At 73.7% G+C, this 15426-nt stretch carries 12 protein-coding genes and 1 tRNA gene; 6 read left to right on the plus strand and 7 right to left on the minus strand.

Annotated features, from left to right (window positions below; all coding sequences use genetic code 11):
* Positions 1 to 162: 162 nt before the first annotated feature.
* From B124_RS02035 to B124_RS02050, 4 genes are all read left to right on the plus strand, one after another.
* Positions 163 to 1062, plus strand: coding sequence for a siderophore-interacting protein (locus tag B124_RS02035; protein WP_496500854.1), 900 nt, complete (start codon positions 163 to 165; stop codon positions 1060 to 1062).
* A gap of 113 nt (positions 1063 to 1175) precedes the next feature.
* Positions 1176 to 2753, plus strand: coding sequence for a pyridoxal phosphate-dependent decarboxylase family protein (locus B124_RS02040; protein WP_496500855.1), 1578 nt, complete (start codon positions 1176 to 1178; stop codon positions 2751 to 2753).
* On the plus strand, positions 2665 to 4017 hold the full coding sequence (locus B124_RS02045; RefSeq protein WP_496500856.1) for a lysine N(6)-hydroxylase/L-ornithine N(5)-oxygenase family protein: 1353 nt from the start codon (positions 2665 to 2667) through the stop codon (positions 4015 to 4017). Before B124_RS02040 ends, B124_RS02045 begins: the two co-directional genes overlap by 89 nt.
* Positions 4017 to 6341: a GNAT family N-acetyltransferase gene (locus B124_RS02050; RefSeq protein ID WP_496500857.1), complete on the plus strand. Its 2325-nt coding sequence runs from the start codon at positions 4017 to 4019 to the stop codon at positions 6339 to 6341. The genes B124_RS02045 and B124_RS02050 overlap by 1 nt, the downstream gene beginning before the upstream one ends.
* Positions 6342 to 6369: 28 nt before the next feature.
* Here the strand turns inward: B124_RS02050 and B124_RS02055 are convergent, their stop codons facing one another.
* The 3 genes from B124_RS02055 to B124_RS02065 form a co-directional block, all read right to left on the minus strand.
* On the minus strand, positions 6370 to 7629 hold the full coding sequence (locus B124_RS02055; RefSeq protein ID WP_496500858.1) for an RNA polymerase sigma factor: 1260 nt from the start codon (positions 7627 to 7629) through the stop codon (positions 6370 to 6372).
* Positions 7626 to 8033, minus strand: a complete 408-nt coding sequence (locus B124_RS02060; protein ID WP_496500859.1) for a YciI family protein — start codon at positions 8031 to 8033, stop codon at positions 7626 to 7628. The genes B124_RS02055 and B124_RS02060 overlap by 4 nt, the downstream gene beginning before the upstream one ends.
* Positions 8034 to 8128: 95 nt before the next feature.
* Positions 8129 to 9439 carry an MFS transporter gene (locus B124_RS02065; RefSeq protein WP_496501023.1) on the minus strand — a complete coding sequence of 437 codons (1311 nt, stop codon included), beginning with the start codon at positions 9437 to 9439 and terminating at the stop codon, positions 8129 to 8131.
* An 83-nt stretch (positions 9440 to 9522) separates the two neighbouring features.
* Between B124_RS02065 and B124_RS02070 the strand changes: the two genes are divergently transcribed.
* Entirely contained in the window at positions 9523 to 10059 is a 537-nt protein-coding gene (locus tag B124_RS02070) for a CGNR zinc finger domain-containing protein (RefSeq protein WP_496500860.1), read from the plus strand.
* A 102-nt stretch (positions 10060 to 10161) separates the two neighbouring features.
* On the opposite strand, the gene B124_RS02075 is transcribed toward B124_RS02070, so the two are convergent.
* From B124_RS02075 to B124_RS02085, 3 genes are all read right to left on the minus strand, one after another.
* A tRNA-His gene (locus tag B124_RS02075) sits at positions 10162 to 10234 on the minus strand.
* 102 nt (positions 10235 to 10336) lie between these two features.
* Positions 10337 to 10945, minus strand: coding sequence for an oligoribonuclease (orn, locus tag B124_RS02080; protein ID WP_496500861.1), 609 nt, complete (start codon positions 10943 to 10945; stop codon positions 10337 to 10339).
* Between the two features lie 5 nt (positions 10946 to 10950).
* On the minus strand, positions 10951 to 12264 hold the full coding sequence (locus B124_RS02085; RefSeq protein WP_496500862.1) for a helix-turn-helix domain-containing protein: 1314 nt from the start codon (positions 12262 to 12264) through the stop codon (positions 10951 to 10953).
* An 882-nt stretch (positions 12265 to 13146) separates the two neighbouring features.
* Between B124_RS02085 and B124_RS02090 the strand changes: the two genes are divergently transcribed.
* Complete coding sequence (locus B124_RS02090) at positions 13147 to 13668, plus strand: universal stress protein (RefSeq protein ID WP_018834110.1); 522 nt, start codon at positions 13147 to 13149, stop codon at positions 13666 to 13668.
* A 289-nt stretch (positions 13669 to 13957) separates the two neighbouring features.
* Here the strand turns inward: B124_RS02090 and B124_RS02095 are convergent, their stop codons facing one another.
* Positions 13958 to 15241, minus strand: a complete 1284-nt coding sequence (locus tag B124_RS02095; protein ID WP_496500863.1) for a M14 family zinc carboxypeptidase — start codon at positions 15239 to 15241, stop codon at positions 13958 to 13960.
* Positions 15242 to 15426: the final 185 nt, after the last annotated feature.

The following is a 15426-nucleotide window of genomic DNA, read 5'->3' on the forward strand; positions in this document are numbered from 1 at the left end:
GTTGCGACCGGCACTCACCGACCCGGCCGGAGGACGCGAGGCATGGCCTGATTCCGGCCTCTGCACACGGAAGTTAGGTTAGGTTAGCCTAAGCTGCGTCGTCGGCCCTTCCGTACGCGGGACGCGGCCGCGACTCCGTACGCACCAGGAGGGTGAGCCGACGTGACCACGCAACCGACCACGCAGACCGCAGAGCCGGCGGCGGAAGCCGCCGAGCCGTTCCGCTTCTTCCGCCTCGACGTGGCCCGCACCGAACGGCTGAGCCCCACGCTGCTGCGCGTCACCTTCGGCGACGACCGTGACGACGGAGACAGCGGACCCGGCAGTCTCGGCGGGCTCGGCGGGTTCGCCTCCGGCGGCTTCGACCAGAGCCTGTCGCTGTTCCTGCCGCACCCCGGCCAGGCGGAGCCGGTGATGCCCACGGGCCCGGACTGGTTCAGCGAGTACCGCGCGCTCGACCCCGGCGTACGGGCCGTGCTGCGCTCGTACACGGTGCGCGCGCAGCGCCCCGGCGAGGTCGACATCGACTTCGTGCTGCACACCGACCCCGCGGGCCCGGCCGCGCAGTGGGCGGGCGGGGCCGAGCCCGGCGACTGGATCCTCGCACTGGGCCCGGCCGTGCCGGACAACACCGGCGTGCGCTTCCGGCTGCCGGAGGGCACGGATCACGTCGTCCTGGCCGCCGACGAGACCGCGCTGCCCGCCGCCGCGGCGATCCTGGAGGCCCTGCCCGCGGGACTGCCGGTAAAGGCGTGGATCCGGGTGCCGGACCCCGGCGACGCGCTCGAACTGGACACCGCCGCGGACCTGGACGTCACCTGGCTCACCGGCCCCACCGCCGGCGTGGTCGACGCGCTGCGCGCCGCGGAGCTGCCCGCGGGGACCCCGTACGCCTGGCTCGCGGGCGAGGCGGGGATGGTGCGGGAGCTGCGCCGGCAGCTCGTACGGGAGCGGAAGTTCGACCGCCGGGCGGTCTCCTTCACCGGCTACTGGCGCCGCGGCGCCTCCGAGGACCAGTTCCGCTACGAGGCGGAGGCCGACGACCCGGCCGAAGAGGGGTGAGCCTGGCGGCGGGTGGCCGAAACGGCGGGGGCAGGGGCCCTAAGACAAATTACTTAGGTTAGGCTGCCCTAAGTTTCCGGGCCCCCCTCCCGTCGAAGAGTGAGGACACATCCATGAGGTCCCACCTGCTCAACGACCGCAACGCCGGCGCCTACCGCCGCACGGTCACCGCAGGCGTCGAGCACATCGCGGCCCGACTGGCTCATGCCGACCGCCCGTTCACGGGCGTCGCACCCCCCGCCCTCGCCCCCGTCGTCGACGCCGTCGACCTCGACCTCCCCCTCGGCGACGCCGGCGCCGCGCTGGCCGAGCTGGACCGGCTCTACCTGCGCGACGCCGTCTACTTCCACCATCCGCGCTACCTCGCCCACCTCAACTGCCCCGTCGTCATCCCCGCCGTGCTCGGCGAGGCGGTGCTCTCCGCCGTCAACTCCTCCCTGGACACCTGGGACCAGTCCGCCGGCGCCACCCTCATCGAGCGCCGCCTCGTCGACTGGGCCGCGGCCCGCGCCGGCCTCGGTCCGGCCGCCGACGGCGTGTTCACCTCCGGCGGCACCCAGTCCAACCTGCAGGCCCTGCTGCTCGCCCGCGAGGAGGCGTGCGACGGCGTACGCAAGCAGCAGGGCGCCGGGCTGCGCACCGCCGAGATCCTGCCCCGGCTGCGCGTCCTCGCCTCCACGCACGGCCACTTCAGCGTCCGCAAGGCCGCCGTGCTGCTCGGCCTCGGCGAGGAGGCCGTCGTCGAGGTGCCGTGCGACGCGGACCGCCGGATGCGGCCCGCCGCGCTGGCCGCGGCGCTCGCGGAGATCCAGCGCGACGGCCTGGTCCCCATGGCCGTCGCCGCCACGGCCGGCACCACCGACTTCGGCAGCGTCGATCCGCTGCCGCAGATCGCCGGGCTGTGCGCGGGGTACGGCGTGTGGCTGCACGTGGACGCGGCGTACGGCTGCGGGCTGCTGGTCTCGGGCCGCCGCCGGCACCTGCTCGCCGGCATCGAGCGCGCCGACTCGGTGACCGTCGACTTCCACAAGTCCTTCTTCCAGCCGGTCAGCTCGTCGGCGGTGCTGGTACGGGACCGGGCGACGCTGCGGCACGCGACGTACCACGCCGACTACCTCAACCCCGAGCGCATGGCCGCCGAGCAGGTCCCCAACCAGGTCGACAAGTCCCTGCAGACCACCCGCAGGTTCGACGCGCTCAAGCTGTGGCTGACGCTGCGCGTCATGGGCGCCGACGGCGTCGGGGCGCTCTTCGACGAGGTCTGCGACCTCGCGGACGCCGGCTGGCGGCTGCTGGACGCGGACCCGCGCTTCGAGGTCGTCGTCCGGCCGCAGCTCTCGACGCTGGTCTTCCGCTACGTCCCGGGCGCCGCCCGGGCCGGAACCGGCCCCGCGCACGCGGACCCCGGCCTCACCGACGCCGCCAACCTGTACGCCCGCGAGCAACTGGCCGCCTCCGGCGCCGCGATGGTCGCGGGCACCAAGGTCGACGGCCGGCACTACCTGAAGTTCACGCTGCTCAACCCCGAGACCACCGTCGAGGACCTCGCCGCCGTCCTCGACCTCATAGCCGCGCACGCGGCCGACCACACCGGAGAATCCCTTGCCCCCGACGTCCCCGCAGCCACCTCAGAGCCCGACGTCCCCGCAGCCACCTCAGACCGCACAGCCTCCGCAGTCCCCGCCCGCTGAGCACCGCGTCCACGACTTCGTCGCCATCGGCCTCGGCCCCTTCAACCTGGGCCTGGCCTGTCTGACCGAGCCGGTCGACGGCCTCGACGGCGTCTTCCTGGAGCGCAAGCCCGACTTCGACTGGCACTCCGGGATGTTCATCGAGGGCAGCACGCTCCAGACCCCGTTCATGTCGGACCTGGTCACGCTGGCCGACCCCACGTCCCCGTACTCCTTCCTCAACTACCTGAAGGAGACCGGACGGCTGTACTCCTTCTACATCCGCGAGAGCTTCTATCCGCTGCGCGAGGAGTTCAACGACTACTGCCGCTGGGCCGCCGCCAAACTCCCCGCCGTCCGCTTCGGCGAGGAGGTCACCGCCGTCGAACGCGACGCGGCGGACGGCACGTACACCGTCCGCACCCCGCGCTGCACGTACCGCGGGCGCCGGCTCGTCCTGGGCACCGGCACACCGCCGTACGTGCCCGAGCCGTGCCGCGGCCTCGGCGGCGACGTCCTCCACAACAGCCGCTATCTGGAGCACCGGGAGCACCTGCGGGGCAAGGAGTCGATCACGATCGTCGGCAGCGGGCAGAGCGCCGCCGAGATCTACTACGACCTGCTGCAGGACCTCACCCCCAACGGCTGCCACCTCACCTGGGTGACCCGCTCGCCGCGGTTCTTCCCGCTGGAGTACACCAAGCTGACGCTGGAGATGACCTCGCCCGAGTACGTCGACTACTTCCACGCGCTGCCCGCGCCCGTCCGCGACCGGCTCGGCCCCGCGCAGAAGAACCTCTACAAGGGCATCAACACCGAACTCGTCGACGCCATCTTCGACCTGCTGTACGTCAAGTCCCGCCGCGGCCCGGTGCCGACCCGGCTGCTCACCAGCACCGCCCTCGTCTCCGCCGGGTACGCGGACGGCACGTACACCCTGGGCCTGCGCCACGAGGAGCAGGGCCGGGACTTCGAGCTGGCCACCCAGGGGCTGGTGCTGGCCACCGGCTACCGCTACGCGGAGCCGGCGTTCCTCGCCGGCATCGCCGACCGCCTCGCCCGCGACGAGCAGGGCCGCTTCGCGGTCGCCCGCAACTACACGGTCGACCACGCGGGCCGCGAGGTCTTCGTCCAGAACGCCGAGCTGCACACCCACGGCTTCGCCGCCCCCGACCTCGGCATGGCCGCGTACCGCAACTCCTGCATCATCCGGGAGATGACCGGCCGCGAGGTCTACCCCGTCGAGAAGTCCATCGCCTTCCAGGAGTTCGGAGCGCCGGCCTGATGAACCTCACCCTGCGCCCCCTCGACCCGGTCCGCGACGCCGCACTTCTGCACACCTGGGTCACCCACCCCAAGGCCGCGTTCTGGCTGATGCAGGAGTGCACGCCGCAGGAGGTCGAGAAGGAGTACGCGCGGATCGCCGCCGATCCGCACCACGACGCCTTCCTCGGCCTCGCCGACGGCGTCCCCGCCTTCCTCGCCGAGCGCTACGACCCGGCGCACCGCGAGCTGACCGGCGTGTACGACGCCGAGGGCGGCGACGTCGGGATGCACTTCCTCACCGCACCGGCCGACACCCCGGTGCACGGCTTCACCCGGGCGGTGATCACGGCGGTGATGGAGTGGCTGTTCGCCGACCCGGCGGTGCGCCGGGTCGTGGTCGAACCCGACGCGCGCAACACCGCGGTGCACGCGCTGAACACGGCCGTCGGCTTCCGCGTCGCGCGCCGGGTGCGCCTGCCGGGCGCCGGGGGGACGCCCGGCAAGGAGGCGCTGCTGAGCTTCTGCACCCGCGAGCAGTTCGCGGCCTCGCAGGCGGCCGGGCCCCCCGACGTCACCGGGCACCTCACCCCCGGCCACTGGGCGGAGGCCACCCGCAGGCTGCTGGCCAAGGCCATCGGGGAGTTCACCCACGAGCGGCTGCTGACGCCCGAGCCGCGGGGGGTGGGTGCGTACGCGCTACGGGCGGGGGACGCCGAATACCGCTTCGAGGCCCGGCGCTACGCGCTGGACCACTGGCGCGTCGACCCGCGCACCGTCACCCGCCACGCCCCCGGCGACCCGCCGGAGGGCTCCGGGCTCGACGCCCTGCGGTTCTTCACCGAACTCCGCGAGCCCCTGGGGCTGAGCGACGGGGTACTGCCGGTCTATCTGGAGGAGATCACCTCGACGCTGGCGAGCACCGCGTACAAGCTCACCGGCCCCGAGGACGCGGACCTGGCGACGGCGGACTTCCAGCAGATCGAGGCGGGGATGACGGAGGGCCACCCCTGCTTCGTCGCCAACAACGGCCGCCTGGGTCTGGGCGCCGCGGACTACCGCGCGTACGCTCCCGAGACCGGCGCGCGCACCCGCCTCGCCTGGCTCGCCGCCCACCGCGACCGGGCCGCCTTCACGTGCGCCGCCGGCCTCGACTACGACACGCTGCTGCGCACGGAGCTGGGGCCCGCGGTGCTGGCAGGCTTCGCGGCCCGGCTGCGGGCCCTGGGCCTGGACCCGGACGACTATCTGCTGATGCCCGCGCACCCCTGGCAGTGGGAGCACAAGATCTCCGTCACCTTCGCGGGCGAGGTCGCCACGCGCCGGCTGGTGTACCTCGGCGAGAGCGAGGACGCGTACCAGCCGCAGCAGTCGATACGCACCTTCTTCAACGCCTCCGCGCCCGGCCGGCACTACGTCAAGACTGCGCTGTCCGTGCTCAACATGGGCTTCATGCGCGGTCTTTCGGCCGCGTACATGGAGCCCACGCCGGCGATCAATGACTGGGTCGCGGAGCTGGTCGAGCGGGACGAGGTGCTGCGCGGCACGGGGCTGGGGATCCTGCGCGAGCTGGCCGCGGTCGGCTACCGCCACGAGGCGTACGAGGCCGCCACCGCCCCCGGCTCGCCGTACCGCAAGATGCTCGCCGCGCTGTGGCGGGAGAGCCCGGTGCCGCGGCTCGCCGCGGGGCAGCGGCTCGCGACGATGGCGGCGCTGCTGCACACCGACCGCGCCGGCCGGCCGCTGGCGGCGGCGCTGATCGAGCGCTCGGGGCTGGCGCCTGAGCGGTGGCTGCGCCGCTATCTCGACGCGTATCTGACGCCGCTGCTGCACGCGTTCTACGCGTACGGGCTGGCGTTCATGCCGCACGGCGAGAACGTCATCCTCGTGCTGGACGAGGCGGGAGTGGTGCAGCGCGCGCTGTTCAAGGACATCGCGGAGGAGGTCGTGGTCATGGACCCGGATCTGCCGCTGCCGCCGGCGGCGGAGCGCATCCGCGCGGCGGTCCCGGACGACATGCAACTGCTGTCCGTCTTCACGGACGTGTTCGACTGCTTCTTCCGCTTCCTGGCGCCGCTGCTGGACGAGGCGGGGGTGCTGGGCGAGGAGGACTTCTGGCGCACGGTCGCGGAGTGCGCACGGGACTACCGGGCGGCGGTGCCGGAGCTGGCGGAGAGGTTCGAGCGGCACGACCTGTTCGCGCCGGAGTTCGCGCTGTCGTGCCTCAACAGGCTGCAGTTGCGGGACAACCGGCAGATGGTGGACCTGACGGACCCGTCGGCGGCCCTCCAGTTGGTGGGAACCCTACGCAACCCCCTAGCCCCCCACACGCCCTCCCTAGGGTAGGCCGCCCCACTGACAGAACGCCGCGTCCTCACCCCCGCAGCCGGGTGTTGAGCCGCGCCGCCTGCCGCGTCAAGTGGTCCCGTTCGGGGATGTTCGGTGCCGAACGGGCCGCCTCGGCGTACATCCGGGCCGCCGTCTCCGCGTCGCCGTCCCGCTCGTGCAGGTACGCCGCCACCGCCGCGTACCGCGGCAGCGACGGGTCGAGCTCCGCCAGCGCCGCCAGCCCTGCCCGCGCGCCGTCGGCCTCGCCCACCGCCACCGCCCGGTTGAGCCGGGCCACCGGGCTGTCGGTGAGGCGTACCAGCTCGTCGTACCACTCGACGATCTGCACCCAGTCCGTCTCCCCCGCCGTCGGGGCGTCGGCGTGGAGCGCGGCGATCGCCGCCTGCGCCTGGAACTCCCCCAGGCGGTCGCGGGCCAGCGCGGCCTGGAGGATCCCGACGCCCTCGGCGATCAGCCCGGTGTCCCACAGCCCGCGGTCCTGCTCGGCGAGGGGCACAAGACCGCCGTCCGGACCGGTCCGCGCGGGCCGCCGCGCGTGGTGGAGCAGCATGAGCGCCAGCAGCCCCGCGACCTCCTCGTCCCCCCTCGCAGGCCCGTCACCGCCCCCACCCGCCGCACGCTCCCCACGCACCGCACCCGCCGCACCCGCCGCACCCGCCGCACCCGCCGCGCCCGCCGAGGCCGCCGCGCGCGTCCTGGCCGCCAACTGCCGCGTCAGCCGGATCGCCTCGGCGGAGAGGTCGACGTCGCCGGAGTACCCCTCGTTGAAGACCAGGTACAGCACGCGCAGCACGGTGCCGAGGTCGCCGGGCTGGTCGAACCGCACGCCGGAGACCGTCCGCTTCGCCCTGCTGATCCGCTGGCCCATGGTCGCCTCCGGCACCAGGTAGGCCCGCGCGATCTGCCGCGTGGTCAGGCCGCCGACCGCGCGCAGCGTCAGCGCGACGGCCGAGGCCGGCGTCAGGGACGGGTGCGCGCACAGGAAGTAGAGCTGGAGCGTGTCGTCCACCGCCCCGCCCGGGTCTGCGGCCGGCGCGGGCTCGGCCTCGACCAGCTCCTCGCGCCGCCGCCGGGAGGTGTCGGCGCGTACGGCGTCGAGGAACTTGCGCCAGGCCACCGTGATCAGCCACCCCTTGGGGTCGCGCGGCGCATCGTCCGGCCAGCCGCGTACGGCCTCGACCAGGGCGTCCTGTACGGCGTCCTCGGCCGCCGCGAAATCGGCTCCGCGGCGGACGAGGACCCCGATGACCTCGGGCACGAGCTCCCGCAGCAGCGACTCGTTCACTCGGCGGCCGTGGCCTGCACACCGTAGAACGGGCGGACCTCAAGCCACTCGTGGATCGGCTTCCCGCCCGCGCCCGGGGCCGCGGACAGCTCGCCGGCCAGCTCGATCGCGCGGTCGTAGGTCTCGACGTCGATGATCATCCAGCCGGCGATCAGGTCCTTGGTCTCGGCGAACGGACCGTCGGTGACCGGCGGGCGCCCCTCGCCGTCGTAGCGGACGAAGGTGCCCTCCGGGGAGAGGGCCGTCTCGCCGACGTACTCACCGGTGGTCTCCAGCCGGGCGGCGAAGTCACGCATGTACTGGATGTGAGCCGTGACCTCCTCCGGCTCCCACTGGGCCATCGGCACGTCGTTGACCGACGCCGGCGCGCCGCGGTAGTGCTTGAGCAGCAGGTACTTGGCCATGATCTTCTCCTTAGCGGGTACGGCCCATTGTGGGCCGCGTTCGCCCCTGGGACGCAGCCGCACGCCGCTTCTCGACATCCCCCGGAAAAAATTCTTCAGCGCAGCGCGTCCGCGCCGCGGGCCGCCGCCCGCAGGAAGAACGGCACCGTCAGCGCGGAGGCCACCGCGAAGAAGCCGAACGCCGCCCGCGGCCCGGCGAGTTCGGCGAGGAGCCCCACCAGTCCGGCGCCCAGCGGCATCGCGCCCCAGGCGAACATCCGGTTGGCGGAGCTGAACCGGCCGAGCATCGCGTCCGGCACCGCCCGCTGGATGACCGTGCGGCTGTTGACCGTCCACAGCGTGCCGCCGAGCCCGCCGAGGAACGCCGCCGCGGCGACGGCGCGCGCGTCGCCGGTGAGGGCGGGGACGGCGGCCATCACGGCGGTGCCGAAGAGGTCGGCGAGCATCACGCGGCGGCGGCCCAGCAGCTTGTTCAGCCAGGTCACGGTCACGGCGCCGAGGAGCCCGCCGACGCCCAGCGCGCTGAGCAGGGCGCCGTACTCGCCGGGGGTCAGGCCCATGTCACGGGTGGCGTACAGCGGGATGAGCGCGAGCCAGGCGCCCCAGGTGCCGGAGAGCACGGTGAGGATGAGGGAGAGGGAGCGCAGCAGGCGGTGCTGCCAGAGGTAGCGCAGCCCCTCGGCGATCTGCCCGTTGACGGTGGTGGCGGGGGCCACCCGCCCCTCTCCCCCTTCCTCGTCCAGTACGGATTCCCCGTCCGGTACGGATTCCCCGTCCGGTACGGCCCCTCCCCGGAACCGCCCGACGAGCAGCAGCAGGACGAGCACCGCGGCGGCGTACGCGGCCCAGGTCGCACCCAGCGCGTACCCGGCGCCCAGCGCGATGAGCAGCCCGCCGACGAACGGCCCGGCGAACTCGCTGAACACCGTCTCCGCCCCGGCCATCCACGCGTTCGCCCGGTCCCGCCCGGCGGGCGGCACCGCGGCGGGGACGAGCGCGGTGGCCGCCGTAGAGGCGACGACGTCGGCGACGCCGATGGCCGCACCGGCGCCGGCCAGCAGGGCGATGGACAGCCCGCCGCTGGCGGCGGCGGCGAGCAGCGGCACCATCGCGAGCAGCCGCAGCACGTTGACGATCCACAGCAGCCGGCGCCGGTCGACCCGGTCGACGAGCACGCCCGCGTGCAGGGCGACGAGGAGCCAGGGCAGCGAGATGGCCAGCGCCACCCCGGTGACCTGCGCGGGAGAGCCGCCGGCGCGGGCGGCGAGCAGCGGCAGGGCCATCTTCACGACGCCGTCGGCGAGGTTCGTCACGGCGGTGAACGCGACGAGCACGGCGGTGTTGCGGCGCCCGGCGTCCCCTCCGGCCCGTACCCGATCGCCCTCCAGCACCCCGGACGCACCCACCACGCCACACCCCCTAACCAGCAAAACCGTTTACCGGTGAGAGAAACTTACCAGCAAACGCGATAGCCGGTAAAGTGGTCCGTATGCGCACACCGCCTCGGGCCGCCGAGCTGGTGGCCGACTTCGCCAACACCCTCGACATCTACGCCGGCACGGACACGCTGAGCACCCCGGAGGAGCTGGCCACCTGGCTGACGGCCCACGACCTCCCCACCGCCGCCCCCGCCCACGCCCTGCACGCGGCGGCCGTGGCCCTGCGCGCCGGCATCCGCGAACACCTGGGCACCCACGTCGGCGACACCCCGGACCCCGCCGTCACGACGGCGGCCGACACGGCCCTGACCCGCTTCCCGGTACACATCGCCGCCGACGGCACCCTCACCCCGCCCCCCGGCCTCACGGACGCGGAACGGGCGGTCACGGAGCTGGCCCTCGCCTGGAGCACGCTGACGATCACCGGCGACGCCGCCCGCCTGAAGCGCTGCGCGGAGCACACCTGCCACGAGGTCTTCTGGGACACCTCGAAGAACCGCAGCAAGCGCTGGTGCTCGATGCAGGGCTGCGGCAACCGCGCCAAGGCCCGCACCTACGCGGCCCGCCGAGCCGCCCGCTCCGGCTGACCGGGGCCGCGCACGGGCAAGGCGCTCCCCGACCGTTCCCGGAAAGCCGTCAGGCCCGGTACTCGACAACCGAGTACCGGGCCTGACCTGCGCATTAACGAGGGTGAGTGACGGGACTTGAACCCGCGGCCACCTGGACCACAACCAGGTGCTCTACCAGCTGAGCTACACCCACCGTGAGCTGATGCTTCCGCACCGGCCGACTAGAAGTGTACAGGGTCGCCGGCAGTGCTCGCCTCCCGCTTTCCCCGCGCCGCCGGGGCCGCAGGTGCGGCCGTTACGAGCCGTCCGGCGCCAGGGTGTGGCGGGCCGCGATGGCCTTCGCGGTGTCCGAATCCGGGCCCGGCGGGGGGACGAAGACCGCCTCGCGGTAGTAGCGGAGTTCGGCGATGCTCTCCCTGATGTCCGCCAGCGCGCGGTGGTTGCCCGCCTTCTCGGGGCTGTTGAAGTACGCCCGCGGGTACCAGCGGCGGGCCAGTTCCTTGACGGACGAGACGTCCACGATGCGGTAGTGCAGGTAGCCCTCCAGGTCCGGCATGTCCCGGCTGAGGAAGCCGCGGTCGGTGCCGACGGAGTTGCCGCACAGCGGGGCGCGGCCGGGCTCGGGGACGAACTCGCGTACGTAGGCGAGCACCTGCCGCTCCGCGTCCGCCAGCGTCGTGCCGCCGGCCAGCTCGTCGAGCAGGCCGGAGGCGGTGTGCATGGCGCGTACGACGTCGGGCATGGAGGTGAGGGCCTCGGCCGGAGGGCGGATGACGATGTCGACGCCGTCACCGAGCACGTTCAGCTCTGAGTCGGTGACGAGCGCGGCCACCTCGATGAGCGCGTCGCCGGTCAGCGACAGGCCCGTCATCTCGCAGTCGATCCATACCATCCGGTCGTTCATGGCCCTCACCCTACGTGCCGGTCCCGCTGTCCCGGTACGGTCGCGCGCCTGACCAGCGCTCCCCGCAGCCGCGGCGGGTGCGGCTCGGGGTGGCCGGGCGCGTACACGTCGGACTGCGGTTTCTCGGCGCCGTCCACGCCGCCGGCGGCGCTCCCCGCGCTCCCGGCGCCGGCGGGGCCCGGGGGGCCGGGCGGCTGCGGGCGCCGGGGGGCGGGCACCGCGGCGGGCTCGGGCGGGGGCGGTACGGCCTGGGGGTTGCGGGCTCGGTAGGCGGCCCGGTACGCGGCCGGGGAGGAGCCGAGCTGGCGGCGGAAGTGCCCGCGCAGCGCGACCGGCGAGCGGAAGCCGCAGCGGCCTGCCACTTCGTCCACGGAGAAGTCCGACGTCTCCAGCAGCCGCTGTGCCTGGAGCACCCGCTGGGTGATCAGCCACTGCAGCGGTGCGCTGCCGGTGAGCGAGCGGAACCGCCGGTCGAACGTGCGTCGGCTCATGTACGCGCGGGCCGCCAGAGTCTCCACGTCGAACTGCTCGTGCAGGTTCTCCAGCGCCCAGGCCACGACCTCCGCCAGCGGGTCTCCGCCGATCTCCTCGGGTAAAGACCTGTCGAGGTAGCGCTCCTGGCCGCTGCCGCGCCGCGCGGGCACCACCAGCCTCCGGGAGAGCGCGGCGGCGGCCTCTGCGCCGTGGTCCTGGCGCACGAGGTGCAGGCACAGGTCGATGCCCGCGGCCGTGCTCGCCGAGGTCAGGATGTCGCCGTCGTCGACGAACAGCTCGCGCGGGTCCATGTGGACCGACGGGTAGCGCTTGGCGAGCGTCGGCGCGTACATCCAGTGCGTGGTGGCCGGGCGGCCGTCGAGCAGCCCGGCCGCGGCGAGCGCGAACGCGCCGGTGCACAGCCCGACGACGCGGGCGCCGTCCTCGTGGGCCCGGCGCAGCGCGTCCAGCGCCGCGGCGGGCGGCGGCTGGGTGATGGAGCGCCACGCGGGTACGACGACGGTGCCGGCGCGGGCCAGCGCCTCAAGACCGAACGGAGCGGAGAGCTCCAGGCCGCCGGTGGTGCGCAGCGGGCCGTCCTCGCCGGCGCAGACCAGCAGCCGGTACCGGGGGGTGCCGGCGTCCTGCCGGTCGACTCCGAAGACGGAGAGGGGGATGGAGTTCTCGAAGACGGGGCCGCCGCTGAACAGCAGCACGGCGACGACCTCGCGGCGGCGCCGTGGCGGGCGTGGTGCCTCGCCTCGCACCGTGGCTCCCGCCACCTCGGGTGTGCGCGGCCCGCCGGACCGGATCGTTGCGCCCGCTCCGGTGGAGTCCTGGCTCATGACGCTAAGCCCCCTCGCTTCTCTCTTCCTCTGCGTCCTGCACCTACACCCCCGGAACGATCTCGGTCTCTCGGCCAAGATCAAATCTACTGTGTGTTGTCCGATGCACCGGACAGGTTCAGCCCCGCATCTATAAGGACACGTAAAGCCGGTCTTGTGTGACACGCGTGGCAGGTTCGGACCTACCTCGATGCCGACATGGAAACCTGGCGTGAAGCTTTCGATCGCGAACGGTTCCACTGGTTCGCACAACAGGGAAGGCCACCCCCTCCGGTTCTCCGACGTGCACGGCTCGTGCGCCCCGACTGCGCCCCCAGCCCCCCGAGCCCGGAACGTTCCAGCCTTAAGTCTCGCAACTCCGGTGTGCAGAAGGGAAGTTGGCCGAAAAGATCGGGTCACATGAGGTTGTCCCCTCAACCACGGGTGTACGCCCGCGCCCAGCCGCGTAAACGCCGGTGAGCCCGCCGCCCCCGCCGTGTCCTGCGGCGCGGCCCCGGCGCACGCGGCGCGTTCACCTTCGCGGCGGTGACGGCCCGCCCAGGGGGCGCGGCGGCAGCGCACGGAAGCGTGGGGGGCGGCACAGGGGGCGGACACTGGATTCGTGAGCGCCGCCGCCGTGCGCCCCCCGAGAGCACCCGCGGGCGGTCGCCGGGGCACCGTCGCGCACCCTGCCGGCGTTGCGCGGGACGCCGCACTGCGGCATGCTCCTGTGAACCGTTCACCGGGGCCACCTGGCATACCACCGTCCACCCCTGGGCAAGGGAGGTAGTGTCGCCGTACCCTTGTTGTACGGGATTGGGAAGATGATTCCCGGACACAGCAAGCCCGGACGCAGCAGAACGCGTCCCTCCAGCCACGAGGATTCCCTTCGCCGAGACACCGATGGCCGGTCACGAAATCCCCGAACCCGCGGACCGCAAGCCGGTCGCCGACCCCACGGCGGACCTGGAAGCGGCGGCCGAGCCGCGCCAAGGCTGCGATCCGGCGTTCAAGCACGGCGTCGTCTGCGGCTTCGACGGGTCCACGTCCAGTGAACGCGCCCTGGCCTACGCGGTCGGGATGGCGCGGCGGCTGGGCTGCGGCCTGATCATCGTGCACGTGGCCAACCGGCTGCCCACCACCGTCTGGGCCGGCTGCGAGCCGCCCGTCTTCGTGGACGTCCCGGACCACCGCACCGAGGTGCTCGGGCTCGAACTCGCCTGCGCCGACTACCTGTCCGACGTGCCCTGGATCCTCGTCGAGCGCGGCGGCGACATCTGCCACGAACTGGAGGAAGTCGGCCGGGAGTACGAGGCCGACGCCATCGTGGTCGGCTCCACGCAGGGCATCGTGGGCCGCATCTTCGGCTCGGTGGCGGGCCGCCTCGCCCGGCGGGCGCAACGCCCCGTCGTCGTCGTGCCGTAGCCGCTCCCCGCGCGCGTTTATGCCGCTCGCGCCGGGCGCACGCGCGGTCACGCCCCTCCGTAGAAATCTACTCGTGGGTAGATGTGGGTTGTGAATTTGTGAGGGGCATATAGGGGACACGACGACGCGCTGCCGACCGGGAGGTGACGGTCCCCGGTACGGCAGCGGCACCGCCGGCGTATTGGGCGACGCCGGCACAGGGGAGGCGGCCCTCTGCGCGACGTGGTGGCACGCGCAGAGGGCCGCTCTTTCGTCTCCTGCCCGGGGGCCCCGGGCCGCGGGCCCCGGGTCACCGGTCGCGGTGGTGCGGCGCGGGTGCCCCGCCCGCGTACTGCCCGGCGTTGAGGGCCAGGCGGGCGAGGCGGCTGATGAACTCGGTCTGCAGGGCGGTCTGGTCGCGTACGGGGATCCAGCGGGGCCCGAAGTCGGCGGCGTAGCGGCAGCGCCAGCGGGTGAGCAGCGCCTCGGCCGCCGGGCCGAGCCGGTGGCCGTCGGTCGCGCGGGCGAGCATGGCCGCGGCCCGCAGCGGCAGCCGGCGGGCAGCCATGCGCAGCGCGAGGGCACCGCCCTCGGTCGCGCCGGGCGGAGGGCTGCCCGGGGTGGGCGGCGCGGACCACTGCGCGGCGTTGGTGACGCAGGCAGCGGTCAGCCAGGCCGCGGCGTCCAGCAGCGGCCCGGGGGCGGCGCGTCCGCTGCGGGCCGCGTCCAGCAGCAGCGCCAACTGGTCGGCCTGCGCACGCAGTTGCTGCACGGCCCGCTCGACGACGAGGTGCGGCGCCGCGGTGGGCCGGAGGTCGGCGACGGCCTCCACCTCCCACGCGGGCGTCTCGACGACCGCGGTGACCGTGCCGTACCGCAGCGGATGGAACCAGGTCGACCGGGTCAGCCAGTCGCGGTGGACGACGTTGGCGTCGAGCCCGGCCCCGGCCATGAGGAAGACGCCCGGGCCCGCGCCGGGCATGTGCAGGGTGTCCACCGGCGCGGCGGCCAGCGGGACCGCGAGGCCGGCGGCGGCGTCCGCGAGCGCCGCGGGGGCGCCCGGCAGGTCGTCGGTGAGCTGCACCCAGGCGCCGCCGACGTCGTTCGCGTGCAGGGAGAACTGGACCGCGGGGCGCAGCTCGTCCAGCACGGTCAGCAGGGCCCGGGTCTCGGGCAGCGGCGCGGCGCCCCCGCCGGGCGCGGGCAGCCACTCGGGCTGCTGGTCCGCCGCGGGCCGGTAGAAGTGGCGGAGCTGCCGCTCCAGGGTGCCGGGGTGGCGGGTCCAGGGCTCGGTGTGGCGGGCGCCGTCCGGGTCCAGGCACAGCAGGAAGTGCCAGGCGGTGTCGCGGTCCGGCCGGCGGTCGCGCCCGGCACGCCCGCCGCGTACAGCACGGTAGGCCAGGTCGGCGACGGCGGCGCCCCCGGCGGGCTCGTTCGGATGCGCGCCGCTGACCACCAGGACGTTGCGGAGACCGTGGCCGACGGAGAGCAGCCACAGCGGCTCCCCCGCGCGTGATTCGCCGACCTGCCGCAGCCGGCAGCGGGACGGATGGCGCCGTGCCAGATCGCGGGCCGTCCGCGTGAGGTCGTCCACGGTGGGGTAACGGTGACGGGCCAACGCGGGGACGCCGACCGGCCTCACTCGCCGCTGGGGTTGCTGTCGCCTGTCGTCTCCTTCTTGTCGAGACGACGGATCCTGATCTCCTGCATCGCGCCTCCCTCCACGGGGTCAACTCTGTGTGCTTGAAACGACTCAATCAGTAGTGCACATTGGGCCAC

The sequence above is a fragment of the Streptomyces sp. CNP082 genome (genome assembly GCF_059570535.1).

Bases quoted from the DNA above. Each gene is read 5' to 3' on its own strand.
- B124_RS02070 (WP_496500860.1), top strand. From the start codon at position 9,523: ATGCGCACACCGCCTCGGGCCGCCGAGCTGGTGGCCGACTTCGCCAAC.
- B124_RS02090 (WP_018834110.1), top strand. From the start codon at position 13,147: ATGGCCGGTCACGAAATCCCCGAACCCGCGGACCGCAAGCCGGTCGCC.
- orn (WP_496500861.1), bottom strand. From the start codon at position 10,945: ATGAACGACCGGATGGTATGGATCGACTGCGAGATGACGGGCCTGTCG.
- B124_RS02085 (WP_496500862.1), bottom strand. From the start codon at position 12,264: ATGAGCCAGGACTCCACCGGAGCGGGCGCAACGATCCGGTCCGGCGGG.
- B124_RS02060 (WP_496500859.1), bottom strand. From the start codon at position 8,033: ATGGCCAAGTACCTGCTGCTCAAGCACTACCGCGGCGCGCCGGCGTCG.
- B124_RS02040 (WP_496500855.1), top strand. From the start codon at position 1,176: ATGAGGTCCCACCTGCTCAACGACCGCAACGCCGGCGCCTACCGCCGC.
- B124_RS02050 (WP_496500857.1), top strand. From the start codon at position 4,017: ATGAACCTCACCCTGCGCCCCCTCGACCCGGTCCGCGACGCCGCACTT.